The 25,074-nt window shown below is 64.0% G+C and carries 20 protein-coding genes; 11 read left to right on the top strand and 9 right to left on the bottom strand.

The features are described 5' to 3' along the window. Positions 1 to 67 precede the first annotated feature (67 nt). Positions 68 to 2,140 carry a PAS domain-containing protein gene (locus EO174_RS02360; protein ID WP_126942013.1) on the bottom strand — a complete coding sequence of 691 codons (2,073 nt, stop codon included), beginning with the start codon at positions 2,138 to 2,140 and terminating at the stop codon, positions 68 to 70. Then, the gene (locus EO174_RS02355; RefSeq protein WP_104582848.1) at positions 2,127 to 3,641 is read right to left on the bottom strand and encodes an ATPase domain-containing protein; all 1,515 of its coding nucleotides are present in this window, start codon (positions 3,639 to 3,641) and stop codon (positions 2,127 to 2,129) included. The genes EO174_RS02360 and EO174_RS02355 overlap by 14 nt, the downstream gene beginning before the upstream one ends. Here EO174_RS02355 and EO174_RS02350 point away from each other — a divergent pair. Both EO174_RS02350 and EO174_RS02345 read left to right on the top strand, forming a co-directional pair. Further along, positions 3,607 to 3,867, top strand: a complete 261-nt coding sequence (locus EO174_RS02350) for a hypothetical protein (RefSeq protein ID WP_164740048.1) — start codon at positions 3,607 to 3,609, stop codon at positions 3,865 to 3,867. The genes EO174_RS02355 and EO174_RS02350 overlap by 35 nt on opposite strands. A 10-nt stretch (positions 3,868 to 3,877) precedes the next feature. Then, positions 3,878 to 4,222: a response regulator gene (locus EO174_RS02345; RefSeq protein ID WP_104648493.1), complete on the top strand. Its 345-nt coding sequence runs from the start codon at positions 3,878 to 3,880 to the stop codon at positions 4,220 to 4,222. Positions 4,223 to 4,259: 37 nt separating this feature from the next. Here the strand turns inward: EO174_RS02345 and EO174_RS02340 are convergent, their stop codons facing one another. After that, positions 4,260 to 7,118, bottom strand: coding sequence for a PAS domain-containing protein (locus tag EO174_RS02340; RefSeq protein WP_126942009.1), 2,859 nt, complete (start codon positions 7,116 to 7,118; stop codon positions 4,260 to 4,262). A 417-nt stretch (positions 7,119 to 7,535) separates the two neighbouring features. On the opposite strand from EO174_RS02340, the gene EO174_RS02335 reads away from it, so the two are divergent. The 4 genes from EO174_RS02335 (at position 7,536) to EO174_RS02320 (ending at position 12,535) form a co-directional block, all read left to right on the top strand. Further along, a complete protein-coding gene (locus EO174_RS02335; protein WP_104582845.1) occupies positions 7,536 to 8,000 on the top strand; it encodes a MarR family winged helix-turn-helix transcriptional regulator in 465 nt (154 codons plus the stop codon). A gap of 36 nt (positions 8,001 to 8,036) precedes the next feature. Then, a complete protein-coding gene (locus EO174_RS02330; RefSeq protein ID WP_104648491.1) occupies positions 8,037 to 9,221 on the top strand; it encodes an FAD-dependent monooxygenase in 1,185 nt (394 codons plus the stop codon). Between the two features lie 412 nt (positions 9,222 to 9,633). Next, on the top strand, positions 9,634 to 11,745 hold the full coding sequence (locus tag EO174_RS02325) for a methyl-accepting chemotaxis protein (RefSeq protein ID WP_126942007.1): 2,112 nt from the start codon (positions 9,634 to 9,636) through the stop codon (positions 11,743 to 11,745). Positions 11,746 to 12,130: 385 nt separating this feature from the next. Further along, positions 12,131 to 12,535: a hypothetical protein gene (locus EO174_RS02320; RefSeq protein WP_126941819.1), complete on the top strand. Its 405-nt coding sequence runs from the start codon at positions 12,131 to 12,133 to the stop codon at positions 12,533 to 12,535. Between the two features lie 10 nt (positions 12,536 to 12,545). Here EO174_RS02320 and EO174_RS02315 read toward each other — a convergent pair whose 3' ends face one another. Continuing rightward, positions 12,546 to 13,043 (bottom strand): hypothetical protein, encoded by a 498-nt coding sequence (locus tag EO174_RS02315; RefSeq protein WP_206515031.1) that lies wholly within the window; start codon positions 13,041 to 13,043, stop codon positions 12,546 to 12,548. A gap of 221 nt (positions 13,044 to 13,264) precedes the next feature. Beyond that, positions 13,265 to 13,558 (bottom strand): hypothetical protein, encoded by a 294-nt coding sequence (locus EO174_RS02310; RefSeq protein WP_104582839.1) that lies wholly within the window; start codon positions 13,556 to 13,558, stop codon positions 13,265 to 13,267. A gap of 545 nt (positions 13,559 to 14,103) precedes the next feature. On the opposite strand from EO174_RS02310, the gene EO174_RS02305 reads away from it, so the two are divergent. Together EO174_RS02305 and EO174_RS02300 are read left to right on the top strand one after the other, a co-directional pair. Next, positions 14,104 to 14,655, top strand: coding sequence for a CPBP family intramembrane glutamic endopeptidase (locus tag EO174_RS02305; protein WP_104648573.1), 552 nt, complete (start codon positions 14,104 to 14,106; stop codon positions 14,653 to 14,655). A 118-nt stretch (positions 14,656 to 14,773) separates the two neighbouring features. Beyond that, positions 14,774 to 15,148, top strand: coding sequence for a nuclear transport factor 2 family protein (locus EO174_RS02300; protein WP_104582838.1), 375 nt, complete (start codon positions 14,774 to 14,776; stop codon positions 15,146 to 15,148). A 139-nt stretch (positions 15,149 to 15,287) separates the two neighbouring features. On the opposite strand, the gene EO174_RS02295 is transcribed toward EO174_RS02300, so the two are convergent. Both EO174_RS02295 and EO174_RS02290 read right to left on the bottom strand, forming a co-directional pair. Then, positions 15,288 to 17,081 (bottom strand): PAS domain-containing methyl-accepting chemotaxis protein, encoded by a 1,794-nt coding sequence (locus tag EO174_RS02295; RefSeq protein WP_126942005.1) that lies wholly within the window; start codon positions 17,079 to 17,081, stop codon positions 15,288 to 15,290. A gap of 315 nt (positions 17,082 to 17,396) precedes the next feature. Continuing rightward, the gene (locus EO174_RS02290; RefSeq protein ID WP_126942003.1) at positions 17,397 to 18,473 is read right to left on the bottom strand and encodes a catalase family protein; all 1,077 of its coding nucleotides are present in this window, start codon (positions 18,471 to 18,473) and stop codon (positions 17,397 to 17,399) included. Positions 18,474 to 19,501: 1,028 nt separating this feature from the next. On the opposite strand from EO174_RS02290, the gene EO174_RS02285 reads away from it, so the two are divergent. The 3 genes from EO174_RS02285 to EO174_RS22850 all read left to right on the top strand — a co-directional run bounded on the left by EO174_RS02285 (position 19,502) and on the right by EO174_RS22850 (position 22,739). Then, entirely contained in the window at positions 19,502 to 21,769 is a 2,268-nt protein-coding gene (locus EO174_RS02285) for a methyl-accepting chemotaxis protein (RefSeq protein ID WP_126942001.1), read from the top strand. A 75-nt stretch (positions 21,770 to 21,844) separates the two neighbouring features. Next, positions 21,845 to 22,063: a hypothetical protein gene (locus tag EO174_RS02280; RefSeq protein ID WP_126941999.1), complete on the top strand. Its 219-nt coding sequence runs from the start codon at positions 21,845 to 21,847 to the stop codon at positions 22,061 to 22,063. Positions 22,064 to 22,100: 37 nt separating this feature from the next. Further along, complete coding sequence (locus EO174_RS22850) at positions 22,101 to 22,739, top strand: DUF6766 family protein (RefSeq protein WP_164739322.1); 639 nt, start codon at positions 22,101 to 22,103, stop codon at positions 22,737 to 22,739. 242 nt (positions 22,740 to 22,981) lie between these two features. On the opposite strand, the gene EO174_RS02270 is transcribed toward EO174_RS22850, so the two are convergent. Together EO174_RS02270 and ligD are read right to left on the bottom strand one after the other, a co-directional pair. Continuing rightward, complete coding sequence (locus tag EO174_RS02270) at positions 22,982 to 23,791, bottom strand: OBAP family protein (protein WP_126941997.1); 810 nt, start codon at positions 23,789 to 23,791, stop codon at positions 22,982 to 22,984. Positions 23,792 to 23,831: 40 nt separating this feature from the next. After that, positions 23,832 to 25,074 (bottom strand): non-homologous end-joining DNA ligase (ligD, locus tag EO174_RS02265; protein WP_206515030.1); only part of this gene is annotated, 1,243 nt, incomplete at its 5' end.

Here is a 25,074-nt window from a genome sequence, read left to right as displayed (position 1 = left end):
AGACACCACGCTGCCAGCCGACCGCAGCGCCGCCATGGCAGCGGGTGCGATCGCCCGCACAACCCACTCAGGCCGACGGCCCCAGCACCTCGTGCAGCTTTCCGCTGAACTCGCCCAGCGTAAATGGCTTGGCGATCATGCTCATGCCTTCGGCAAGAAACTCGCCGCGATCGCGCGCGGTTTCCGCATAGCCGGTCATGAAGATCACCGGCAGATCGCCGCGCGACTGCCGCGCGATCTCTGCGAGCTGGCGTCCGTTCAGTCCAGGCAGGCCCACATCGGTCACCAGCAGATCGATCCGCCGCGGTGAGGCCAGGATCGGCAGCGCCGCATCGGCATCGGCAACCACATCGGCCTGATAGCCCAACTCGTTGAGCAGCTCGGTCACCAGCAGCCGCACCTGTTCGTCGTCTTCCACCACCAGCACCTGCTGGCCGCGCCCGGCCACCACCGCGCCGGCTTGCGGCTGCGGCGACACCGCCTGCGGATGGAGACCAGCCGGCAGATACAGGCTCACCGTGGTGCCCACCCCCAGTTCGGATTCCACCCATACCTGCCCGTTGGACTGCTGCATGAAGCCGTAGATCATCGACATGCCCAGGCCGGTGCCCTGCCCGATCGGCTTGGTGGTGTAGAACGGTTCGAACACACGCTCCAGCACATCGGCCGGCATGCCGGCGCCGCTGTCGGTCACCGACACCACCGCGTAATTGCCCGGCGCCAGCGTCACCCCGCGCCCGAGTGCCAGCGGCTGCCCTTCGACCTGCAACTGGCGGGTGGCGATGCGCAACTGCCCGCCGTCGGGCATCGCATCGCGGGCATTGATCGCCAGGTTGAGCAGCGCGCTTTCCAGCTGGTTTTCGTCCACATACGCCTGCGGCAGGTCGGCCTGCAGGTCGGTGTCCAGGCGCACCGATTCGCCCAGCGTACGCGCCAGCAACTCCTGCAGCGACACCACCAGATCGTTCAGATGCAGGTGCCGCGCTTCCAGCGATTGCCGGCGCGAAAACGCCAGCAGCCGTTGCGTCAGTGCAGCCGCGCGCAGGGCCGATGCCGACGCCACATCCAGGAAGCGGCCCAGCCCCTCGGTGCGACCCTGGTCGATGCGCAGGCGCGCCAGATCCAGCGCCGACAGGATGCCGGTCAGCATGTTGTTGAAGTCGTGCGCGATGCCGCCGGTCAGCTGGCCCACTGCTTCCATTTTCTGCGCCTGGCGCAATGCCGCCTCGCTGGACTCGCGCGCCAGCATCTGCTGCTGCAGCTCGGCGGTGCGCTCGGCCACCTTGATCTCGAGCAGACTGGCCTGCTGCTGGATCGATTCCAGCGCCAGCGCGCGCGCGGTGATGTCGGTGGCAAATACATGAAAGCCGTCCACCTTGCCGTCCGCATCCAGGCGCGGCATGTAGCGGATCTCCGCATCCCGCCGGCGCCCGTCGGCGTGCGGCCAACTCGCCTCCACCGTCAACGCCTGCCCGGCCAACGCGGCTTCGATCCAGGCGCGACGCTCCTGCACCACCGCAGGTCCGACCACGTCCACCAAGGGCTGCCCGATCACTTCTGCAGGCGGGATGCCGATCCAGTCCTCGTACGAGCGGTTGGCAAAGCGGTACACCAGGTCCTTGTCGATGAAGGCGATCAGCACCGGCAGCGCATCGGTGACCCGGCGCAATTCGGCCTCGCTCGACATCAGTGCGGTCTTGCTTTCGGCCAGTTGCGCCATCTGGTCGCGGATCACGAACTGCTTCTGGCGCGAGCGCAATGCAGTGGAAATGGCGCTCAGCAACGACGACGAACTCAGCGGCCGTTCCAGCTCGATGACATTGGTCACTTCCGGCGGCAGCGTGGCCTGGCGCCCGCCGTGGGCGCCGCGGGGTGCACGCAGCAGCACGAACGGAATATCCGACCAGGCAGCCTGGCTCTGCAGGATGTACGAGAGCCGCTGCAGATCGCCGCCGACCGCTTCTTCGGTCAACACCACCACACCGGAGGCATCGAGCAGGTTGTCCGCCAGCGCTGCCAGCGAGCCATACACCCGGCGTGTCAGTCCGCGCTGGCCGACGATGCCGGCAATGCTTTCCGCATCGCGGCCGAATGGCGCGATGATGTGGACGATGGATCCATCCGGGTCACAGGTAGTCAAGGGGACGATCCAGCAATGGCGTATCGTCCCCGACGAAGTGCGGCGTACCGGTCAGCACGCCGTGGAATTTCTCCAGCGGCTCGCTCAGATGGATACCGCTCGTCCCGATGCGCAACTCGCGGATCGAATCCTCATGCGCGCCACTGCGGTTCTTGATCACCGACAAGGCCTTGCGGATGCGCCCCTGCGCCTCGAAGAAGCGGAACAGGATGACGGTATCGGCCATGTAGGAGATGTTGAGGTTGCCGGTGGACATCGTGCCGACCAGGCCATGCTGCGGATTGACCAGGAAGGTGGTCACGCCGCTCTGGTTGAGATAGGAAAGCAACTCGTGCATCTGCAGCATCAACTGCTTTTCCTGCGGCATCGAGGTGAGATAGCCGTTGAGGCTGTCGATCACCAGCAAGCGGCAATCGCGCTCTTCCACACTGGCGCGCACCGCCCAGGCGAACTCGCCCGGGGTCAGTTCGGCCGGATCCATCTGATGCAGTTCCAGCAGGCCCGCGTCCAGATACTTGCGCAGATCCATGCCCAGGCTCTCGGCACGCGTCAGCAAGGTGCCGGTGCGCTCGTCGAACTCCAGGATGCAGCAATGCTCGCCGCGCTCGCAGGCGGCGGTGACGTACTGCAGCGCGATATTGGTCTTGCCCGACCCGGCAGGCCCGGTCAACAGCGTGCTGGTGCCGCGCAACGGCCCACCGTGCAGCAGCGCATCGACTCGCTCGACGCCACTGGACACCGCATCGCCAATGAACGGCACGTGGTGGTCGGAGGCGATCAGACGCGGATAGATTCGCATGCCGCCGGTGGTGATGGTGATGTCGTGATAGCCGGCGATGAAATCCACGCCACGCAATTTCTGCACCTGCATGCGCCGACGCGCCGCACCGAAATCCAGCGTCATGCGTTCCAGCGAAATCACCCCATGGCACAGGCTGTGCAGATGCGCGTCGCGTTCGCCATTCTCGCCGGTGAGGTCATCGACCAGAAACACGGTGATATTGCGCGGCGCAAAGAACTGCTTGAGCGCCAGCACCTGGCGCCGGTAGCGCAGCGAATCCTGTGCCAGCAGGCGCAACTCGGACAACGAATCGAAGACCACACGCGTCGGCTTGACCCGGTCCACCTCGGCCTGGATCAGCTTGATGGTGCCGTCCAGCTCCATTTCCCACGGGTGCAGAATGGACTGCTGGCGTCCATCGCCCAGAAACGCCTCAGCCGAAGCGAGCTCGAAGATATGCAGCGCCTCCAGCGACCAGTCGTGCGAGGTGGCCACCTCGTTGAGCTCGTCGATGGTTTCCGACAAGGTCACGTACAGACAGCTCTCGCCCTTGGCCGCGCCATCGAGCAGGAACTGCAGCGACGCTGTGGTCTTGCCCGAGCCCGGCTGGCCTTCCAGCAGGTACAGGCGGTTGGGCGGCAGCCCGCCGCGCAAGATGGTGTCAAGCCCTGTCGTACCAGTCGTAATGCGGTTTGCGATCATCGGCTTCAGATTTCCCATGGACCTAAATTTATCACGGGCGCGTCATGCGCCGCTGCGCGCGCGTGAATCGATCAGCTTGCTTGGTGCACCTGCGCACCTGCACTACCGGCATCGTGCCGTGATCGGTGCCGCGCTTTATGACAGTTCCGACACGTTCGTCACGCGCGCAGGCCTAGCGTTGCAGCTGAAGTGCATCGCGTGGTTGCGATCGCTCGAGGACTGCGGTGAATCACGCATCATGTAACGCCCGTATCTTGCTGGTCGAAGACGACGATGCCATTCGTGCGATGACCGCCGATATCCTGGGTGACGAGGGCTATCAGGTCACCGCTTCGCCCGATGCCGAGCAGGCGCTGGAGCAGCTCAACCGGTCGTGCCCGTTCGATCTGCTGCTTTCCGATATCTGCCTGCCCGGCATGAACGGGCGCGACCTTGCAGACAGCGCGCGCCGCCTGTATCCCGCATTGCCCATCGTGTTCATGACCGGCTACGCCGGCTCCATTGCCAAGCGCGCGGATTTTCTCGATACCGGCATGCGCCTGTTGACCAAACCATTTTCCTTGCGTGACCTGCTCGGCATCGTGCGCACCGCGCTGTAGGCGCACCCAACCGCCCGCAACGTGCTCCACCTCCGCGTCACGGCGCTTTGCGCTCCAGCAGTTGCGCCACACGGCGCTCCAGGTCCACCGCCAGGAATGGCTTGGTCAACACTTCCATGCCCTCGTCCAGCTGCCCGGCGCCTACCGCCGCCGTTGCCGCATAACCGGTGACGAACAGCACCGGCAGTGTCGGCCGGTACTGCCGGCCCGCGTCGGCAACCTGACGTCCGTTCAACCCGCCGGTCAGGCCGACGTCGGTCACCAGCAGGTCGATCGCTTCCTGCGAGCGCAGGCGTTCCACCGCCGCGCTGCCTTCGGCGGTCTCGATGACGCGGTAGCCTGCTTCGCCCAGCACTTCGGACATCAGCACGCGGATCGCGGTTTCATCTTCCACCAGCAGCACCGTGCAGCTCTGCGCCGCCGAGTGCACCGGTTGCTCGCTCGCCGGTACCGCCTCGTCCTGCGGCAGCGCGCCGTTGAAGCGCGGCAGGTACAGCGCCATCGTGGTGCCCACGCCCACCTCCGAGTCGATCCGCACGTGCCCGCCGGACTGGCGGGTGAATCCGTAGATCATCGACAGCCCAAGACCGGTGCCCTGCCCGATCGGCTTGGTGGTGAAGAACGGTTCGAAGACCTTGGACATCACCTCGGCGCTCATGCCGGTGCCGGTGTCCTGCACGCTCAGGCACACGTACTCGCCGACCGGCAGGTCCAGCTGCTGGGCGGCTTCGGCCTCCAACACCCGGTTGGCGATACCGATGGTGAGCTCGCCGCCATCGGGCATCGCATCGCGCGCATTGATGCACAGGTTCAGCAGCGCGTTTTCCAGCTGTGGCGCATCCACCAGCACTTTCCAGGCATCGGGTGCGGGGCGCAGCCGCAAGGCAATCGACGGCCCCAGCGTGCGCGCGATGATGTCGTGCATGCCGTGCACCAGTGCCTGCACCTCCAGCGCGGTGGGCGCCAGGGTCTGCCGGCGCGAAAACGCCAGCAGCCGCTGGGTCAACGCGGTGGCGCGCGCGGCGCTGGATTGGGCCATCTCCACATAGCGTTCCAGGCGGTCGTACTTGCCCTGTTCGATCCGCGTCTGCAACAGCTCCAGGCCGACGCTGATCGCGGTCAGCAGATTGTTGAAGTCGTGCGCCAGCCCACCGGTCAGCTGGCCAACCGCCTCCATCTTCTGGCTCTGGCGCAGCTTCTCTTCGGCCAGCAACAACGCCGCGCTGCGTTCGCGCACACGCTCTTCCAGCGTTTCGGTCAGCTGGCGCAGCTGCTGTTCGGCCAGCCGCTTGTCGGTGATGTCGGCAGCGGTGCCGAACCACTCCACGATCTGCTCGCGCTCGTCCAGCAAGGGGATCGCGCGCATCAGGGTCCACCCCACCTGCTGATCGGCATCCAGCACGCGGTATTCCAGATCCAGCCCGGACTTGTTGACGATCGAATGCGCAATGGCTTCGGACAGCCGTGCGCGGTCGTCCGGGTGCACCATCTCCTGCTGCCAGTTCAGGCTCGACGAGAGCGCATCGCTCAGCGCGCCCTCGCCCACCAGCTGGCGAAGCTCGCGCCAATCGGCCGTGGCCGAAAAAATCGATTGCGAGGACGCGCGCACCAACGCATCCAGCCGGCGCTCGCTCTTGCGCAAGGCTTCGCTGGCCAGCCGCTCGGCGGTACGGTCGCGCAACACCTTGACAAAGCCGATCGCCGCACCGGTTTCGTCGCGCAGCACCATCAGCGAACCATTCGCCCAGAAGCGCTGGCCGGACTTGCGCACATGCCAGCGCTCGTCCATGCCGCTGCCGCTTTCCAGCGCCGCCGCCGCCTCGATCAGGATCTGCCGGCGCTCCACGTCTTCCGGGGTGAAGGTGCGCTCCAGCGTCTGGCCGAGCATTTCGGCCTCGCTCCAGCCCAGGATGCGCTGCGCGCCCTCGTTCCAGGACGTCACCAGGCCGTACAGGTCGGTGGCGATGATCGCGTAGTCCATCACGCTGTCCAGGATCTGCCGGTTGCGCACTTCGGCTTCGCGCACCGCGCGTTCCAGGCCGATGCGATCGGTGATGTCCAGGCCCTGCACGAAGACGCCGGAGACGGTGCCGTCGGCACCGGCGATCGGCTGGTAGACCAGGTCCAGCAGGCGCCGCTCCACCGCGCCGCCCGGCTCCGCCTGCACGTTGTAGGCGAGCGCGTTGGCCGTGTAGGCGCGCCCGGACTGATACACCTCGTCCAGCAGACGCAGATGCCCCTGCTCGACCAGGTCGGGCAAGGCCTCGGCCAGGGGCTTGCCGATCACGTCGCGGTGGCCGATCAGGCGCGAATAGCACGGGTTGGCAAACTCCACCCGATGCTGCGGACCGCTCAGGAACGCCATGAACATCGGCGCCTGCTCGAACAAGCGGATCAGCCGCTCGTGTTCATCGGCAAGCCGGTTCTGCGCCACCTTGCGGGCGGTCACTTCGTTGGTTACGCAAAACGCGCCGCCCACGCGTCCATCGTCCAGATAAATCGGCGAGAACGAGAACGTCCACCAGGTGTCTTCCGGCGTGCCGTAGCGGTTCATGCCGATCGGCACTTCATCGAAGCGCGAGGCGCGCCCGGCGAACGCGGCCTCGATCGGCGCACGCACGGCCTCCCAGGCATCGGCCCACAAGTCCCGCAACGGCGCACCCAGGGCGTGCGGCTGCCGCGGCCCCAGGATGGGCGCATACGCATCGTTGTAGAAAAAGGTCAGCGCATCGCCCCACACCACATACATGCTTTCCGGCGAGCTGAGCATCAGGCTGACGGCATTGCGCAACGGCGACGGCCACTGCGTGGTGGGCCCTAGCGAGGTTGCGGCCCAGTCGTATGCGCGCACGGCCTGGGCCATGGCGCTCTGGCCATAAGGAAACGGCGCGCTCATGCGGCGCCCGGGCGTGCTGCCGTCCAGCGGCAGGCGTCATGCATGCAGCGCGCAACGCGGTGTGCGGCCAGCTTACCAGTCACCCAAACAAGCATCTTTGACAAAACCATTGAAGAGGAATCAGGGGCCAACGCCGCGCATCGCCGGCCGGCAGGGTCGGACATGCCGGCCTGACCTGCCAGCGCAACGCCCTCCGGCATCGCCGTCGGCACCGCGCGCAGCGTGCAGCGCCCGCCTACGTTACAACACCCAGGTGGCTGACGTGACCTGACTGCGCACCGGCCCACCGCACCGCGCGCGTCGCTGCCCGGCATGCTTGGCTGGGAGACCTCGCCATGGCGCGCAGGCAGTGCCCCGTGGCGCGGGTGCCCGGATAAAATCGCCAGCTGGCCCAAAAGGCGTGGCACGGTAACGCAGATGCAGGATCGCGACGTACTCATTCACCCCCTGGCAGCGGTAGCACCGGGGTATCTGGCCAACCATGCTGCGCGGGTCTTCAATCGCCTGGTGGATGCGCAACTGCGGCCGCACGGCATGTCGCTGGCACTGATCGGGCCGATCATGCTGCTGTCCTGGAAAGGGCCAATGCTGCAACGCGACCTGGTGATCGCCTCGGCCGTGAAGCAGCCGGCAATGGTGGCCCTGCTGGACAAGCTGGAGGGCCTGAAGCTGATCAAGCGCGCCCCAACGCCGCAGGACCGCCGCGCCGCGGTGGTGTCGCTCACGCCTGCCGGGCGCAGGATCGCCGAGATCGGCGGCAGGATCCTGACCGATCTGAATGCCGATGCGCTGAAAGACTTCTCCCCCGAGGAGGCGCAGCAGACCGTCGCGTTCATGCAGCGCCTGATCGCCAACCTGGAGCAGCGCGACCAGGGCATGTAATATCACCCCTGATATTAATTCTTCGGGTGATCTGTCATGCCGCGTCGCATCCTCATCACCGGCGCAAGTGTCGCCGGCAACACCGTGGCGTGGGCACTGGCCCAACAAGGCCTTGAGGTCACCGTCGTCGAGCAGGCTGAACAGTTTCGCGATGGCGGCCAGAACATCGACGTGCGCGGCGTCGGCCGCGAGGTCCTGCGGCGCATGGGCCTGGAGCAGGCCGCACTCGACCACGGCACCGGCGAGGAAGGCACCGCCTGGGTCGACGACCACGGCCACGCGGTGGCGACCTTCAAGACCGACGACATCGACGGCGATGGCCCGACCGCGGAACTGGAAATCCTGCGTGGCGACCTCGCCCGCCTGCTCTATGCGGCCGCCCGCCAGCACGCGGAGTATCGGTTCGGCGACCGCATCGCCAGCATCGCCGACGACGGCAATGCCGCCACCGTCCACTTCCGGAGCGGGCACAGCGAGCGCTTCGATGCCGTCATCGTCGCCGAAGGGGTCGGCTCGGCCACGCGCGAGCTGCTGTTTCCCGGCGAGAACGCGCCGCGCTGGATGGATCTGACCATCGCCTACTTCACCATCGCACGCACCGCCGACGATGACCGCCTGTGGCGCTGGTATCACACCACCGGCGGGCGCAGCATCTCCTTGCGCCCGGACCGGCACGGCACCACGCGCGCCATGCTCTCGCTGCAGAAAGCCTCAGAGGACGAACAGGACTGGGACGTGGCGACCCAAAAGGCTTACTTGCGCGAACGTTTCGCCGATGCCGGCTGGCAGGCGGCGCGGGTGCTGGACGGCATGGACAGCACCGAGGATTTCTACTTCGACGCCTTGCGGCAGGTCCGCATGCCGCGCTGGCACGCCGGCCGTGTCGTGCTCACCGGCGACGCGGCCTGGTGCGCAACCCCGCTGGCCGGCATCGGCGCCACCCTGGCAGTCACCGGTGGTTATGTGCTGGCCAATGAGATCGCACGCGCCCAGACGCTGGAACAGGCGTTTGCCGCCTACGCCGCGGCCATGCGGCCGATGGTCGACAAGGGCCAGGGCGTGCCGAAGATCGGCCCACGGCTGATGAATCCGCACAGCCGGCTTGGCATCCAGCTGCTGCACGGCGCACTGAAATTTGCCAGCCAACCCAGCATCCAGAACATCGCCACCAAGCTGATGACGCCGTCGATGCAGGCGCCGGACCTGTCGCACTACGACTGAACCAAATGGATCAGTGGCTGCGCTGCCATGGCGGCAGTGCGCGTGCTGAGCTCAACACCGGCCATCGGCCGCAGTTCCCTCGCAGCGGCCGCCTCCCCGCGCCACACCTCATCGAGCTGGATCGGCGTATCTCCTGGGACTGAGAGGCGCCGCAGCGCGTCACTTCGGCCATGCCCGCCGCTTGCGACCTCGCCCGCCCTGGCCCGGCGCCAGCGCGAGGCCAACCGTGGATGAATCCCTCCGGCCAGACGGTTTCATTTCCGATGGCCGAAGCCGCTAACGAACAGGTCGAGACATCCTTCGTGCAGCGGCAACGCTGCCGGCCCCATCGGTGTCCCGGGCGCATCGCCTCCCAGCTGTTGCTGGGATTCTCCCCGCTCTTCCGCTCGCCGGATCACCGATCAAACTCCCTATGTCCCTGCTTTCGAATCTGCGTATCGGTCAGCGCCTGGCCCTCGGCTTCCTCGCGATCATTGTCCTGATGGTGATCCTCACCGTCGTCGGCATCCAGCGCGTGCGCAGCATCGACCAGCAGCTCACCGCCATCAACGAAGTGAACAGCGTCAAGCAACGCTATGCGATCAATTTCCGCGGCAGCGTGCACGACCGCGCGATCGCCCTGCGCGATGTCGTGCTGCTGGACGACCCGGCAGACCGGCACACGGCAGAGCAATCGATCGACAAGCTCGCCGCGGACTACGCCCGCTCCGCCAAGCCGCTGGACGACATGATCGCGGCCTCCACGGACGCGGAAGAAAAGGCCATCCTCCAGCGGATCAAGGCCATCGAGCAGCGCACCATGCCGTTGATCGCGCAGGTGCGTGCGTTCCGCGATGGTGCCGACAAGCCGCATGCCGAACAACGCCTGCTGCAGCAGGCGCGCCCTGCCTTCGTCGCCTGGCTGGCCAGCATCAACGCCTTCATCGACCTGCAGGAAGCCAAGAACCGTGCGGCTGCCAAGGATGCGGTCACCACTGCGCGCGGCTTTGCGATGCTGATGGTGGTCTCCACCGTCATCGCCTTGCTGCTGGGCGCAACGATTGCGTTGTTGCTGACCCGCAGCGTGGTGCTGCCGTTGCGGCAATCGCTGCGGCTGGCCGAGCGCATCAATGACGGCGACCTGCGCAGCCAGGACCTGCCCACCGGCAAGGACGAATCCGGCCAGCTGCTGCGCGCCATGCAGCAGATGCAGCGCCGCCTGCAGGATGTGATCTCCGCCCAACGCAGCATGGCGGCCCGCCACGATGCCGGCGAGATCAGCTACCGCACCGACGCCCAGCAGTTCCCCGGTGAATACGGGCACATGGTGCAGGACACCAACGCCCTGGTGCATGCGCACGTGCAGACCCAGCTGCGCATGACCGAGGTCATGGGCAGCTATGCCATCGGCGACCTGGCACCGGAAATCGAGCAATACCCCGGCGAAAAGGCCGCCATCACCGCCACCATGCAGCAGGTCAAGCAGAACCTGCGCGCCATCAACGCGCAGATCCAGCAGCTCACCCAGGCTGCATGCGCCGGCAACTTCGCGCTGCGCGGCCAGCCGGAAAAGTTCGAGCACGACTTCCGCCTCATGGTCGAAAACCTCAACACCATGATGGCCACCTCCGACACCAACCTGGCCAGGTTTTCAGACCTGCTGCGGTGCATCGCCGATGGCGACCTGACCGTGCGCATGACCGGCAACTTCCACGGCGTGTTCGCCTCCATGCGCGACGATGCCAACAGCACCGTGCATCGCCTGACCGACATCGTCACGCATATCCAGACCACCTCCAACAGCATCGGCTTCGCCACCGAAGACATCGCCAGCGGCAACCAGGAACTGTCCCGCCGCAGCGAACAGCAGGCCGCCAGCCTGGAAGAAACCGCCGCCTCGATGGAAGAGCTGACCTCCACCGTCAAGCAGAATGCCGAGCACGCCGGCCGTGCCAATCAGCTCGCGCTGGGCGCCGCCGCCATCGCCTCGGAAGGGCGCGACGTGGTCGGCCAGGTCATCGAACAGATGTCCGGCATCGAGGCCTCGTCCAGGCGTATCGCCGACATCATCTCGGTCATCGACGGCATCGCCTTCCAGACCAACATCCTCGCCCTCAATGCCGCCGTCGAGGCCGCACGCGCCGGCGAACAAGGCCGCGGTTTTGCCGTGGTGGCTTCGGAAGTGCGCACCCTCTCGCACCGCTCATCGGACGCCGCCAAGGAGATCAAACGCCTGATCGACGACTCCGTGCAACGCGTCGCCGACGGTGCAACGTTGGTGCACAAGGCCGGCACCACCATGGGCGAGGTCGTCACCAGCGTCCAGCACGTCACCGACATCATGGGCCACATCTCCGCCGCCTCGCTGGAACAGGCCGGCGGCATCGAACAGGTCAATCGGACCATCGCCCAGATGGACGAAACCACCCAGCAGAACGTCAGCCTGGTCGAAGCGGCGAGCACCGCCGCACGTTCGCTCGAAGCGCATTCGACGCAACTGACGCGGGCGGTCGAGGTATTCAAGATCAATGCGTCGGTGATCTAACCGGGCGGATAGCGTGGCCTGCCGCCGGTCCGGACCAGAGCCGACGTGCAGCGATTGGTGATCGGCCAACCTGCGCCGCCCGGCGCCGGATGGCCGCTCGGGAAAAGGGGGAAAACGACAACGGCAATCGCACGGGGATGCCGGGACGAGGTGGATCGGCCGCTGATGCGCTGGTTCATGACATCCCGGCTCGCCGGGTCACACAGTGTCGTTGCCAGGTGCACAGATCAGTCGGCCCGCCTTCGCTGCCAGCGCTCGCACACTGCTGGCGCCTGCGCGAGAGCACCACGGCGAAGTGACGCCACATCGCCGTGATGTGATTGCTACCCAGGTGCAGCTCGCCGAACATCAGCTTTTATTTGGACAACATGCGAGCATGACCGCCATGCAACGTATCCGCCTCTTCCGCAGACCAGTACTTGTAACGCTTCTGGCCGTTTCACTTGCCGGATGCGCGGCGGCTGGCCCCATCACTGCCCGGCCCATCGAAGGTCCTGTACGGCTGGGAGACATCGCGGCGGTCGATGGCCCCAGGGTACGTCCCGACCGCGTCATCGAAGACAGCCGTTGCCCGGCCGAGGTGCAGTGCGTCGTGGCGGGCCGGTTGATCGTCAGGGCAACCGTGCTCGGCGGGGGCTGGTCCAAACAGATCGATCTCACGCTTGGCGTGCCGGTGCCTGTCGCCGATGGCCAGTTGACGTTGGTCGACGCCACTGCTCCACCAGCAGACTCGGCAACGGCCTCCACGTCGGCCATGCGCTTCACCTTCCGCTTTCAGGGTGGCCGTTAATCACACTACTTCAGACCCTTGGCGATGCAGCACGAACACGGGGTCCTACAGGTGCCAGCACGTCATCCAGCGCTGCTCGTAGCCGTTGAACCGAGGCATATGCCTGCTCTCGCGTTGCAAAGCTCGAGAATCCCATGAGCAAACCGCCCGTCGATGAGGGCCGGATTCGCCACCTGCTCAATGCCTGAAGTGGCAGTCCGTGGGATTGGGCGGCCTGCGCCAGCAACTCATCATGTTGCCCTGTCGCGGGATAGGCCAGCACCTGGAGTCCGCCTGCCTGGGGCTGGATCGCCATGCGGGAACCAAAGATATCGGTGAGCGCATCGACCAAATAGCTGCGCCTCTGACTGTAGAGCGCACGCATCTTGCGCAAGTGACGGGAGAAGTGCCCTTGCTCCATGAACTCGGCGACCGTGGCCTGTGACACGAAGGATCCCACACCGCCAAGCTGCCCGGCTGCATCGGTGAAACGTTCGATCTGGGCCTTGGGGACAACCAGATAGGCCATCAATGCAGGTTGCCCGCGATGCTTGGCACTGCAAATAGTCCATCAAGGCACGGAATGGGAGCTTGCCGGCCGGCAGGAGCCTGATCGGCACACGGTTGCAGTAGCTGCTCACCGTTGCCTTCGCCGATCCAAGCGCGACGTACGGCTCCGCTATGCACCGCGTCGCCAAGTGCCGTGCATCAAGCACGGGCATCGCAAGCGCGGCCTGGTCGCGATCCCAGCTAGGATTGACCTCTGGCCTGGGGAAAACAGCGCTCCATTCGATCCGTCCACGCTGCCAGCTGCTCGAGCGTATACGCCTCGATGGGCTTTGCCATTGTCGACGCGGCTTTATGTTGTGAAGCAGTTGCAATCAACGACGAAGAAAGGCGATCCCAGCAACGCATGAGCAGCACGGGAGATGGATGCGAAGCAACCACTGCCTCAAGCACCGCACCTTGAGCCACCCTTGCTGCCTGCAGGTCGCTCAATGCATCCACAACCGCTGTCATCCATTGCTCGTTCAACTGCTCCATACCTGTCAACAACGCTGTGGGAAGCGCATAGCGTATCCGGATCCACAGGCTATTGGTGGCGCCATGTGTTCCTCGTTGCAAACACAGCTGAACCAGCAAGGTGATGCGGGGTTCAAGCAGGGCGTTGGCCCGACATACGTCTGCAGGCGCCGGTGGCCGGCGCAGTCGCTGCGGCATAGACCCATCGCACGAAGAGATACATGCCAGTGCTACACCGGGCGGGCGTGTTGATGATCGACGCCGGCTGACTGCCTGCGTCATTGGCCGGCCCCATGACGGTGACCGGATCATGGCCGAGACCCTGTCCATGCCCCATCCCTCTTCGCAGATAGCAGCCCATGCCCTCTGGCACAGGACGCTTGTCGCTCCTGTTGCTACCGTTCAAGGACCTACTCGATCCTCCTTCCAGCATGTTTCAACAAGGCGACGCAACCGCATATCACCGCCCGGGCAGTCCTGCGCTGGGACATCCTTTGGCACGCATCGCAGCGATCGCAGTCATCCTCGCGCTGGCGCACTACCGCTGGTTGCAATTTCCCTGGCGGATGCCGGTGGTCGGCGTACTCGGGATCGCGTTGGTCTGGCTGGAAACGCGCTCGCTGGGTGCCTGCGGACTGCAGCGCCGGCCCTTTCGCGCCTGGCTTGGTTGGACACTGCTGCTGCTCGCGCTCGTCATCGGCTTGGTCAATCCGTTCGTGCAACCGCTGATCGATGCCCTGACCGGGACCAAGGCCGATTACAGCGGCTACGGTGCATTGCGTGGCAACTTCAACGCGGCCGCCCAGCTGGCAGGCGGTGCCTGGCTCAGCGCCGCGCTGGGCGAAGAACTGGTCTTCCGTGCGTTCTTGATGCACCACCTCGATCACGTGCTGGGCCGCTATCGTGGGGGCCAGGTGATGGCGGCAGTGGCAGGGGGAGCACTCTTCGGCGCGATGCACCTGAGCCAAGGCATCTCGGGGGTGCTGCTGACCGGGCTTGTCGGCGCCTTGTTTGGCTATGTCTACCTGCGATCAGGACGCAACCTGTGGGCGACGGTCCTGGCGCATGGGTTGATCGATACCTGGGGCATTGCGACGCTGTACCTGGGCTGGTATTAGGAAGCACGCACCCTGATCCGCTTGCTCCAGTGCTTGACTGCCAGGAGTCCTTGCCACGTCGTCCGCACCTGCTGTGCGGTGGCGACTTGCCTTCCCGACACGAGAAGATTGCCCAGACATGACCACCGATAACGTGCTCTCGATCGTTCAGGCGCAGCTGGACGCCTACAACGCCAAGGATATCGACGCATTGCTGGCGACCTATGCCGACGATGCCGAGCATTACACCTTGCACGGCCCCCGACTGGCGAAAGGACACGCCATGCTTCGCGAGCGCTTTCTCGCCCGCTTTGAAGAGCCGGACCTGCATGCGCGGCTGTTGTCGCGGACCGTCGTCGGCAACATCGTCGCCGATTCGGAGCTGATCACCCGCAACCTTGCTGACGGGACCAGTCTTGTTGAGATGCTCTGCATCTACGAGGTGGCCGATGGAAAAATCCAGAGGGCCTCATTCGCTACCGGCGCACGCATTGCCACTGCACCTGCGCGATGAAACATCCCAGGCGAGCGGTTTGCACCGTGCGCCTTTTCAGGCCGAGCGTAAAAAAGCCAGCGACTGCATTCTGGTTTTCAGCGCACCGCCCTGCATCCCGGCGTCACCAGGTCGCAGGGCGGCGCGCTGGCTGCATGCGTCATGCAGCCAGTGCGAGTTTCGCCTTGCCACTGACGCTGCGTGAACTGTTCGCAACACTCTCCACCAGCGCGGTCGCCTGATCTTCCAGTGCGCGGGCCGACGATGCCATGGTGTCGACGAGCGCGGAGTTTTGCTGCGTGGCCGCATCCATCTGGGAGATCGTTTGATTGATCTGCTCGATGCCGGCGCTCTGCTCGTGGCTGGCCGCCGCAATGCCACCCATGATGTCGTTGACCTGCCTCACCGACGACAGCAGCTCTTCCATGGCCTTGCCCGCCACGTTGACCTGCTCCGCGCCCTGCCCCACCTTCGCACCCGAATCGGCGATCAGGTCGCGGATCTCCTTGGCGGCCATGGTGCAGCGCTGAGCAAGGCTACGCACCTCAGAAGCAACGACCGCAAAGCCGCGTCCCTGCTCGCCGGCCCGCGCTGCTTCCACGGCCGCATTCAGGGCGAGGATGTTGGTCTGAAACGCGATGCCGTCGATGACGGTGATGATTTCGCCGATCTTGCGCGATGACGCCTGGATCGCTGCCATCGTGCTGACCACCCCATTGACCAGCTCGCCGCCATGCAGCGCGGTCTCTGCGGCCTGGCTCGCCAGCGAATTGGCCTGACGCGCGCCTTCGGCGTTCTTGCGAACGATGCTGGTCATCTCCTCCATGGAACTTGCGGTCTCCTCGAGGGCGGCCGCCTGCTGTTCCGTGCGCCGTGACAGGTCATCGTTGCTGCGCACGATATCGCCTGCCGCGTTGCTGAGCGTGTTTGCCACCTCGCCCAACTGACGTCCGGCTTCCACGTCCATCAACGCGCCCACCGCGCGCAGTGGCGTGCCATCTGCCGCGCGCTTGGTCAGACCGCGTGCGCGGAACCAGCGGTACTGGCCGTTCTTGAGCTGCAGGCGATACTCGATGTCGAAGTTGGTGCGGCCACTGCGGTCGTTCAGATGCGCTGCGAACGCATTCAGAGAACGCGCCTTGTCTTCCGGGTGAAGCCGTGACGCCCAGCTATCGAGCACATTGGGGAACTCCTGCTCGGACTCGAAGCCAAGCAGGTGGCGGAACTGCTGCGACCACCAGAACTCGTTGCTTGGATTGATCGGGTCACCCGCGATCACGCTCATGTCCCACAACCCATCGCTGAGCATCTGCGAGCCGAGCTCGAAGCGCGTCAGCGTGATGTCGAGGAACTGCTCCCGGTCACGGCGCTCGGTGATGTCGGTGAGCGACCCGGCCACACGCAGCGGCAGGCCCTGCGCATCGCGCTCGGTCGTGCCGAATGCGCGGAACCAGCGGTATTCGCCGGACTTCAGGCGCAGGCGGTTTTCCACGTCGTAGGGAGTGCGACCACTGCGATCGGCAAGGTGCGCCGCGAAGGCATCCAGCGTCGGCTGCTTGTCGTCCGGGTGCAGGCACGCGACCCAGCTGTCCAGGACATTGGGGAAATCCTGTTCGGACGCAAAACCCAGCAGCCGGCGCATCTGCGGCGACCACCACACCGGGCTGTCCGGGTGCGTGGGATCTCCGCCGATGACGCCGATATCCCAGAGCCCGTCAGTGGTGCCGCTGGCGACCAGTTCGAAGCGCCCCTCCAGATGGCGCAACGCGGCCGTCGCCTCTTCCGCCCGGGCCTGTGCCAGATCGCGCTCCTGTTGCGCCGCATATAGCGACTCGGCCAGCTTCCTGAGAAGCAGAGCCGGCCCGTTGTTCGGCCATTGCGCAGTGCCGCCGTTCAACGTGGCATCAACCGCTTTGGTCAGCGCGTCCACCTTGTGGCTGTCGGAGAAAAACATGGCGACCTCTGCTACTTGCGTTAGGGATGCGTCCCTAGCGGCAGCGATCGGTCCTTCTTGATAGTGGCGTCCCGATCTGACAGCCCGGATGGGTCTAGCATTCAGCTGGACGCGACCGGCAGCGCTGGTGGAGAGGGGCTATCACCAGCAACGTCCTTGCTACGGGGGCCGGGCCAACCCCGGCACACCACGTGGACTGACGTCGTCGTCCATCTTTTGCGAGTTCTCAAACACTCCTGGCTGGCAGCTGCAGTCCGGGGCACGCAGACCACGCGGAGGCATCGGGCCACACGGCAAGGTCAAGCAACGACCGCGCTAGACGCCAGTTGGCTCGTGGATCGGGCAGCGATTGAACTCGGCGCGGAATCGGCGTGATGCTGCCATCACGACACGGCGCGCCCGGTTGATGGCACCCAGCGGCCGGTGAGCGGCCAAGGCATGCCACGGCGAGAAGGCGATGCGGTCTTCCAGCCGTTGCGAGTTCTCCCCGTCCCAGCCGGCCTGGCGCTCGACGACCACACGCGCCACTGCGACAAAGGGGCTGATGGATTGCGGCCACTCCGTCGAGGCATCCTCGACCGGCATCTTGTCCACATCCCGGCACAGCTGCACGCGCAGCTCCCACTCGGCGGGGCTGTCCAGGGTGCTGATGGCGTGATGAACGGCATCGCGTTGCGCGTCCTGGGAGTCGCCCACGTCTTCACCATCCAGTGCGAGGAGATTGCTGGACACCGGCGCAAGCGAGAACTTGGCGATATAGCGGCCGTAGAGATACGGCACCTGCGAAAAGAAGGTTTCGCCCAGCGGATGAATCTGCGGCTGCCCGCCCAGCTGCTTGATGCTGCCACTTCCAGCGCCGATCTTCTCAAGGCTGTTTTCCACCCCTCGAAGCACTTTTGAGAGCGCTGCCTTCGCACGCGGCGCCTTCTCAGTGGTCGTCGCAAGAACACGAAAATTACGCAGAAAACCGTCAGGACCCGGCGTGGTGAAGGAAGGGCCATTGACCATCAAAAAATCCTGACTGTGCTTTTCGTCTCCACCCTGCACGCGCTCGCCACTCACGCCCAATACCTTCAACGCCAACGCACGCGGAGTCGAAACCGCATCGCTCAACTGTTCTGCAGGCGGCGATGACAAGCGGATATATGAATCGTATTGCCCGGGTTCTGCGAACAGGCCTTGCCGTAGCTCTTCCGGCAGATCGTTGAGCACGGTGAATTTGGCGGTCAGCAGGCCCTGCCCTTTCGCATGGACCGCGCGGTGCGCATGCCCCTCCTTCTCAGCCACGGTCGTTGCCATGTCAACGAACAGCGCTTCCAGGGAACGGATGGTTTCCTGCTCACTGACGCTGGGCGTTTCCAAATCGGGGCGGTATTCGACGGGCGGGTTCATGCGGTTCCTGGCTTTATGGCTGGTAAGGCCACTGTGCTACACGCCCTGTTTACGCCCCGTCGAAACCAACAAGCGGATCAACGGTGGATGCTGTGCATGTCGCCTTGCCCTGCCCATGCAATCGAAACCGCAAGTGGGCAGATATCCAGCCCGCGCACAGCAGCCCTTCGCTCTTTGTACCCGGAGCTGCCGCTTCAACGAAGCAGGCGGTGCCCAGTCGTCCAAGCCGCTGATCTTGATCATTTCATGAACAATTTATGGCCGGGACGCTCGCTTGCAGCGCGCCAGAGCTCGTGGCGCCGAGGCAGCCCTCGCGTGACCTGAGCGGTGCCTCCGGCCTGAAGATGGAGGTCCCGGCTACCCGAGTCTTTCTATCGATGGTCCACTGCGGTGCAACGCTCGCGCGAGCGTGGCTTCGCTTTGCTCGATGGCGTGCTTGATGGAGCGCGCTATCAGCGCGACCACGACATCTGGTTCGGCGATCTCCAGCGCGTCGCGGATCAATCCATGCGCTGGCCAGACCGCGTCCCACGGCTGCGCGATCTGTCAGCCAGCACTCCCCCCCCCTGTCATCCGGGTCTACGCCATGCGTACGCAACGCAAACAGGTCCCTTCGCCGTCTGAGCACACTCTGCGACACGCGCCGCACGTTTGAGTGTGTAGACCTCGATCCGCTTCGCCATTGCCGAAGGCTTTGTTTTTTGCGTCACCGTCGGCGCGTGAGCCCAGCCTGCGACTGCCGCTTCTTCACCAGCGCTGCATTTTACCGGGGCGTCTTCTCCATCTGCACCGCCGCCTGGTTGAACTACGCGACGCCTTCCTTCGCTGAATCAAAACACCTCATCATAATGCTTGCCGGCGTAACCACGCCTTTCTGAACCGTCATGCATGCGTTAAAGATAATCACACGTAGGCCGATTATCGTATACGCCTTACGCATGCCGCGACCGCATAAGCGTTGACTGACGTGTCCCTGGCCCGGGCCAGGGTCGACCGCCCCTCCCCTACCTGCATTGGGATTTCATTTAATGAACTTCACACGCCGCCTCCGGATCGGAGCGCGACTGGCGACCGGTTTTGGCTTACTCCTCGCCCTCATCACATTGATCAGCATCGTTGCGCTACAAGGCAACAGGACACAGAACAAAGAGCTCAACAAGGTTGTAGATGTGAGTTTGGCCAAGATGGTGGCACTCACAACGCTATTGGATATCAACAACGACATGATTGTGGCGCGTCGCGAGATGACGCTGCTCCGCGATCCCGAAAAATTCGGAGACTACCAGGCCCGCATCAAGGGGCTGGTTGAGCGCTACGAGCTGACCTGGAAGGACTACAACGAAAAGTTTCCAGCGCCGGACGCAGCTGCCCGGGCTCGGCGCACGCGTATCGAGGAAATGCGCGCAATCGCAATGCCAATCAATCGTCAAATCGGCGAGCGGCTGGCAGCTGGTGATTACGATAGTGCGGTCGCTATCACCCTGGAAAAAGCCAGGCCCGCGATGCGGGCATGGAACCAAGCCATCGCCGAAAGCGTCGCGGAGCAAAAAAAGGCGATTGCCGCATCAGCTGCACAGGCAAACGACGCCAATCAGAGCAGCAACACAATGATCTGGGTGTTTGGCACCTTGAGTCTGCTGTTGGGCGGCCTGACAGCCTGGATCATCACGCAGAGTCTGACGAAGCCACTCTCCCAGGCACTTGCTTCGGTTAACGCAGTCGCGCGAGGCGACCTGAGCGTCATGAGCAATGACACAACTCAAGATGAGATCGGCCAAATGCTGCGAGCCTCTGACGAGATGGTGGCGATGCTACAACGCTATTCTCATCAAACAACGCTAATGATTCACAAGCATGCGGGCGAGGACATCAGCCACCGGATGCCTGAATCTTTTCCGGGGATATATGGAGAGCTTGCACAAGGCATCAATACAATGATGTTTGAGCACCTCGACGCGATCGTCGACGCCATAGCGGTTCTTGAAGAGTATGCACGCGGAGATCTTCGCCGGGATGCGCGCCGCTTGCCCGCCTCGCGAGCATTTCTGCATGAATCCATGGATGCAGCCAAAGCCAGCCTGCTTGCGATCAATACGGAAATTAAGCGATTGGCCCAATCTGCGGCCAACGGCGATTTTGCTGCACGGGGTGACAGGGATCGGTTCCAGCACGACTTCCAAGTCATGATCGACGACCTGAATTCCATGATGCATATCAGCGATACCAACCTGGCCAGGCTGTCCGGGCTTCTTGAGGCAGTCGCACACGGCGATCTCACGGCGCGGATAGATGGTGAATTCAACGGTGTCTTCGCCAAGATGCGTGACGATGCCAATGCAACTGCCGGGCAACTCGCGACTATCGTGGGCCGTATCCAACACTCAGTGACCACGATCAGCTCTGCTGCGGGCGAGATTGCGGCAGGCAACCAGGATCTGTCCCACCGCACCGAACAGCAGGCGGCCAACCTGGAAGAAACCGCTGCCTCGATGGAAGAGCTGACCTCCACCGTGCGCCAGAACGCCGAACATGCGCGCCAGGCCAACCAGCTGGCGATCGGCGCCGCAGGCGTGGCATCCCAGGGCGGCGAAGTCGTCGGCCAGGTGGTCGCAACCATGAGTGGTATCGAGGCGTCGTCCAAGAAGATCGCCGACATCATCTCGGTCATCGACGGTATCGCGTTCCAGACCAACATCCTGGCATTGAATGCCGCCGTGGAAGCGGCGCGGGCCGGCGAGCAAGGCCGCGGCTTCGCCGTGGTCGCCTCGGAAGTACGTACGCTGGCACAGCGTTCGTCCGGCGCGGCCAAGGAGATCAAGGACCTGATCGACGACTCGGTGCAGCGCGTCGTGGAAGGCTCGGCCCTGGTGCGCAGCGCCGGAACCACGATGACCGAAGTGGTCGCCAGCGTGCAGCGCGTGACCGACATCATGGGCGAAATCTCTGCAGCCTCGCAGGAACAGTCGGCCGGCATCGAGCAGGTCAACACCACCGTGACGCAGATGGATGAAGCGACCCAGCAGAACGCCGCACTGGTCGAGGAGGCGACCGCTGCAGCCCGCGCCATGGAAGAGCAAGCCACCCAGCTGACCGAGGCCGTGGCGATCTTCAAGATCGACAATGAGACAGTTCGTCGGGTCCAAGCAATCCCCCCTAAAACCGTCTTCGCCAACCCAGGCAGCAAGAAGACGGCAGCGCTTTTGAAGACACCTGCAAAACGCCTCCCGCATCAGGCACCGCGCCAATTCGAGTCACTCACTGGCTCAACGGACAGTGCAGGCTGGAAGGAGTTCTGACCGAGCCGAAGTGGGCCCAGATTTTCTGGGCCCACCAGAGTTGCGACTTGGCTCATCATCGCGCAGGAACAGGCCGTGGCAGCCGCTTTTTTCGACATTTTCCGAGTCCTCTCCCTGGTTGCCTCGGTGTCGTCGCATGTCGCCTGTCCCGGCCGCCACCGATGGGCGCTCCTGCCCAAGCCCGCCATGCTCACCGACCTGATCAACGCGGCAGGGTTCCCAGATCCCGGCGTGCCCGTTGAGGGGCGGCACGCGATGCCGCTCCTTCACGAATTCCTGCGCTGGCGGGACTAACGTAGGATCGCTCGCTTTACCTCTAGGGCGTATGGGCATGTGGAAACGAAATGGCTTATCGATCGTGCTCCTCTTCTTGCTTCTCTGCTTCTTTGCAGGCCAGGTGTGGACCGGCTTCCTGGCACACAATCAAGAACTCGCTGATACACACCGTGCAACATTGGATCTGTGGAACTACCTGCACAGCGGGCACTTCGTCAGCGCCACCTTCGAGAACTGGGAAAGCGAGTTTCTTCAGATGGGCATGTATGTCCTGCTGACCGTCAGCCTCCGCCAGAAGGGCTCGGCTGAATCACGCCCCTTGGACGAAGCTCAGGAAAAACAGCGCATCGAGGCTGGAACGACGCCTTGGGCCGTTCGCAAAGGTGGGATCTGGAAGACCTTGTATGGTCATTCCCTGGCAATTGCCTTCGGGGCCCTGTTCCTCATGAGCTTCTCCTTGCACCTGGCAGGCAGCTGGCGTGCGGAAGTGGATGAGCAGGTGGCGCTTGGACAGCCCGCCCCCACGTGCTGGGAACACCTCTGGAGCAGCAGCTTCTGGTTCGAGTCCTTCCAGAACTGGCAAAGCGAATTTTTGGCTGTGCTTTCATTGGTCATCTTGACCATCTTCCTACGCCAGAAGGACTCGCCTCAGTCAAAACCACTGGCCGCCCCGCACAGCCAGACGGGCGATTGAGGGAGTCAGGCCGTCCCGCTTTGCTGATCATCCACATGTCCCTGTCTTGTCACTTTGCCGGGGCCAGCAGGGGTAGATAAAACGCGCAGAAGAGCCGCGTTTACGAGATCCGCTTCATGCACGATGGTCCGGGCTTGGCGAGGACCCGCGTCACCCAGCGGCCCCTATCAACAGACTGCAAGCACCATGCGAGCGGAGCGTGCGCCGGGTGTGGCCGACCACGCCCGCCCAGGCCTCCACAGCTACCGGTGGGTCGAACCATTGGACGTCGCGTTCTCCTTCTGATCGGAGGGCTGCTTATCCCGACTCTCGGCTCCGTGCGCGTGTCCACTGCTTGGGTCCTGGATTTGGATCACCGTCCCCTGTTGCCAGGCGTCTGCCCCCGGATCTATGTTCGGCACGGGGATATCGGCGCGACGCTTTCGCTTGTCCTCGCTACTGACGCCAAGCCGCGCATCGCGAGTGGCCACCATCTCCGGGTTTGCTTGACCATCGGCAGTGAAGCCCATCATCAGCTGCGGCATGCCTCGCGGAAGGTCCTTGTCCAAGTCGGTGTGCCAGGTGTGCCAGGTTTTCCCGTACGTGCGGATGAGCTTTTCCATAAGCTCATGCTCGGCCACCTCCGGGATCCCTGGCGCGACCAGCTGCCCCGATGTCACTTCCTGGACGTGGCTATGCCAGAGCGCCTTCTCCTGCTCAGGCAGGCCCGCGAACAGCTTCTCACTGATGATGTACTCCACGCCCATGAGCTTGGCGTCTTTCACATTGCCATCGTAGATGGTGCACTGGATGACATCCTCATTGAGGATTGAGCAGTAGTGATGCGCCTCCATCTGCGCCTTCATCTGACCATTGTAGAAATGAAAGCCGTCCAGGTAGGCGTTGACGGCATCGATCGGCGGCCGATCCTGCATCACTGCTGCGCCCGTTTCCAGGGCCTTCGTCTTGGCCGTTTCCTCCGCTCCGGGCGCTTGCACACTGGACTCGGTGTTTCCGCCCCCGCACGCGGTTAGGACGACGGCTGCCGCAGCGGATAGGATGGATCGACGCATCGGTTTCTCTCCCAAATCAGTATCGAGGCAGGCGGCCAGGTCAGGCGTCTTGCGCCCACCGGGCCAGGTTTTGCTGGATCGTGTTGATGTCCGCCCAAGGATCTTTCTTGCGTCTGGCCAACTTCGCCGGCACGTCCTTCATGGTGAACGCGTCCGCACGGGTCAGCTTGGCAAGCTCGCTCCAGGCGATGGGCATGGCCACCGGGGCGCCAGGGCGGCCGCGCAGGGAATACGACGCGACCGCTGTCGCCCCGCGGCCGTTACGCAGGTAGTCCACAAAAATGCGTTTGTTGCGAAGGCTCTTGGTTGACGTGGCCAAAAAACGGGTCGGCTCCGATTGTGCCAACGCGTCGGCAAACCCCTTGGCAAAGCGCTTGGTCAGGTCCCAATCGCATCCCGGGTTCAACGGCACCACCACGTGCAACCCCTTCCCTCCTGACACCCGCAGGAACGACGCCAGTTCCAGCTGTTCGAGCAGCTTGCGGATATCCACGGCTGCCTTTTTGACTTCGGAAAAGGGCACGTCAGGGCCGGGATCCAGGTCAAAGACGACGCGGTCGGCCCGGTCAGGCGCTTCCGCGTGGCTGCCCCACGGGTGGAACTCCAGCGCGTTGAACTGCACCAGCTCAAGCAGGCTTGCCGCGTCCCTGACCACCAGGTAGTGGGCGTTGATCCCGCTGTCTTCTTTCAGCCGCACCGCATCCACGAGCTCCAGGCCGGCGGTGTGGTGCTTCTGGAAGAAGCACGGTTTGGCGGTACCGCTGGGGCACCGGATGATCGACAAGGGGCGGCCGATGACCTCGGGCAACACGTGGTCGATCACGGCGGTGTAGTAATCCCACACGTCCTGTTTGGTGGCCTTGGTGTCAGGAAAGATCACCTTGGTCGGACTGGACAGCCGAGGGGGCGTGCGGCCTTGGGTTCCTGTCGGGGCCGTGCTGTGCTTTGAAGCATTGCCGTTCTTTGAATCGCTCTTGAGCTGCTTGCCAAGGCTTTTGAGCTTGGAGGCGTCGACGGGCTTTTCGACTGCGGCAGCCCTGTCGGAGTCCGCCAAATCGGCCACATCCTTGTCTCGCCTGACCGCCTTGAGCGAGGCCTGGCGCAGCAGTTGCTGCCCGCCGATGCCGCGATAAAACACCTCCACCACGAACCTCGGCTCAAACCACGTGGCCGAGCGAAGGTCGGTGTCCTTGGTGGGAACATGAGCACTAGGCGTCTTTCCGCCGGCTTGGCCAACCAGTTGGCCCACCTCGTTGATCAGCGCCTCGGAAAAGCCCGAACCC

The sequence above is a fragment of the Xanthomonas sp. BRIP62418 genome (assembly GCF_003993495.1).
Lineage (GTDB): Bacteria > Pseudomonadota > Gammaproteobacteria > Xanthomonadales > Xanthomonadaceae > Xanthomonas > Xanthomonas euroxanthea.
This window is presented reverse-complemented; position numbering and strand designations above follow the sequence as displayed.

Bases quoted from the DNA above. Each gene is read 5' to 3' on its own strand.
- EO174_RS22850 (WP_164739322.1), top strand. From the start codon at position 22,101: ATGTGGAAACGAAATGGCTTATCGATCGTGCTCCTCTTCTTGCTTCTC.
- EO174_RS02355 (WP_104582848.1), bottom strand. From the start codon at position 3,641: ATGGGAAATCTGAAGCCGATGATCGCAAACCGCATTACGACTGGTACG.
- EO174_RS02310 (WP_104582839.1), bottom strand. From the start codon at position 13,558: ATGGAGCAGTTGAACGAGCAATGGATGACAGCGGTTGTGGATGCATTG.
- EO174_RS02340 (WP_126942009.1), bottom strand. From the start codon at position 7,118: ATGAGCGCGCCGTTTCCTTATGGCCAGAGCGCCATGGCCCAGGCCGTG.
- EO174_RS02320 (WP_126941819.1), top strand. From the start codon at position 12,131: ATGCAACGTATCCGCCTCTTCCGCAGACCAGTACTTGTAACGCTTCTG.
- EO174_RS02285 (WP_126942001.1), top strand. From the start codon at position 19,502: ATGAACTTCACACGCCGCCTCCGGATCGGAGCGCGACTGGCGACCGGT.
- EO174_RS02330 (WP_104648491.1), top strand. From the start codon at position 8,037: ATGCCGCGTCGCATCCTCATCACCGGCGCAAGTGTCGCCGGCAACACC.
- EO174_RS02300 (WP_104582838.1), top strand. From the start codon at position 14,774: ATGACCACCGATAACGTGCTCTCGATCGTTCAGGCGCAGCTGGACGCC.
- EO174_RS02295 (WP_126942005.1), bottom strand. From the start codon at position 17,081: ATGTTTTTCTCCGACAGCCACAAGGTGGACGCGCTGACCAAAGCGGTT.
- EO174_RS02305 (WP_104648573.1), top strand. From the start codon at position 14,104: ATGCCGGTGGTCGGCGTACTCGGGATCGCGTTGGTCTGGCTGGAAACG.
- EO174_RS02325 (WP_126942007.1), top strand. From the start codon at position 9,634: ATGTCCCTGCTTTCGAATCTGCGTATCGGTCAGCGCCTGGCCCTCGGC.
- EO174_RS02335 (WP_104582845.1), top strand. From the start codon at position 7,536: ATGCAGGATCGCGACGTACTCATTCACCCCCTGGCAGCGGTAGCACCG.
- EO174_RS02290 (WP_126942003.1), bottom strand. From the start codon at position 18,473: ATGAACCCGCCCGTCGAATACCGCCCCGATTTGGAAACGCCCAGCGTC.
- EO174_RS02315 (WP_206515031.1), bottom strand. From the start codon at position 13,043: ATGGCCTATCTGGTTGTCCCCAAGGCCCAGATCGAACGTTTCACCGAT.
- EO174_RS02270 (WP_126941997.1), bottom strand. From the start codon at position 23,791: ATGCGTCGATCCATCCTATCCGCTGCGGCAGCCGTCGTCCTAACCGCG.
- EO174_RS02350 (WP_164740048.1), top strand. From the start codon at position 3,607: ATGCGGTTTGCGATCATCGGCTTCAGATTTCCCATGGACCTAAATTTA.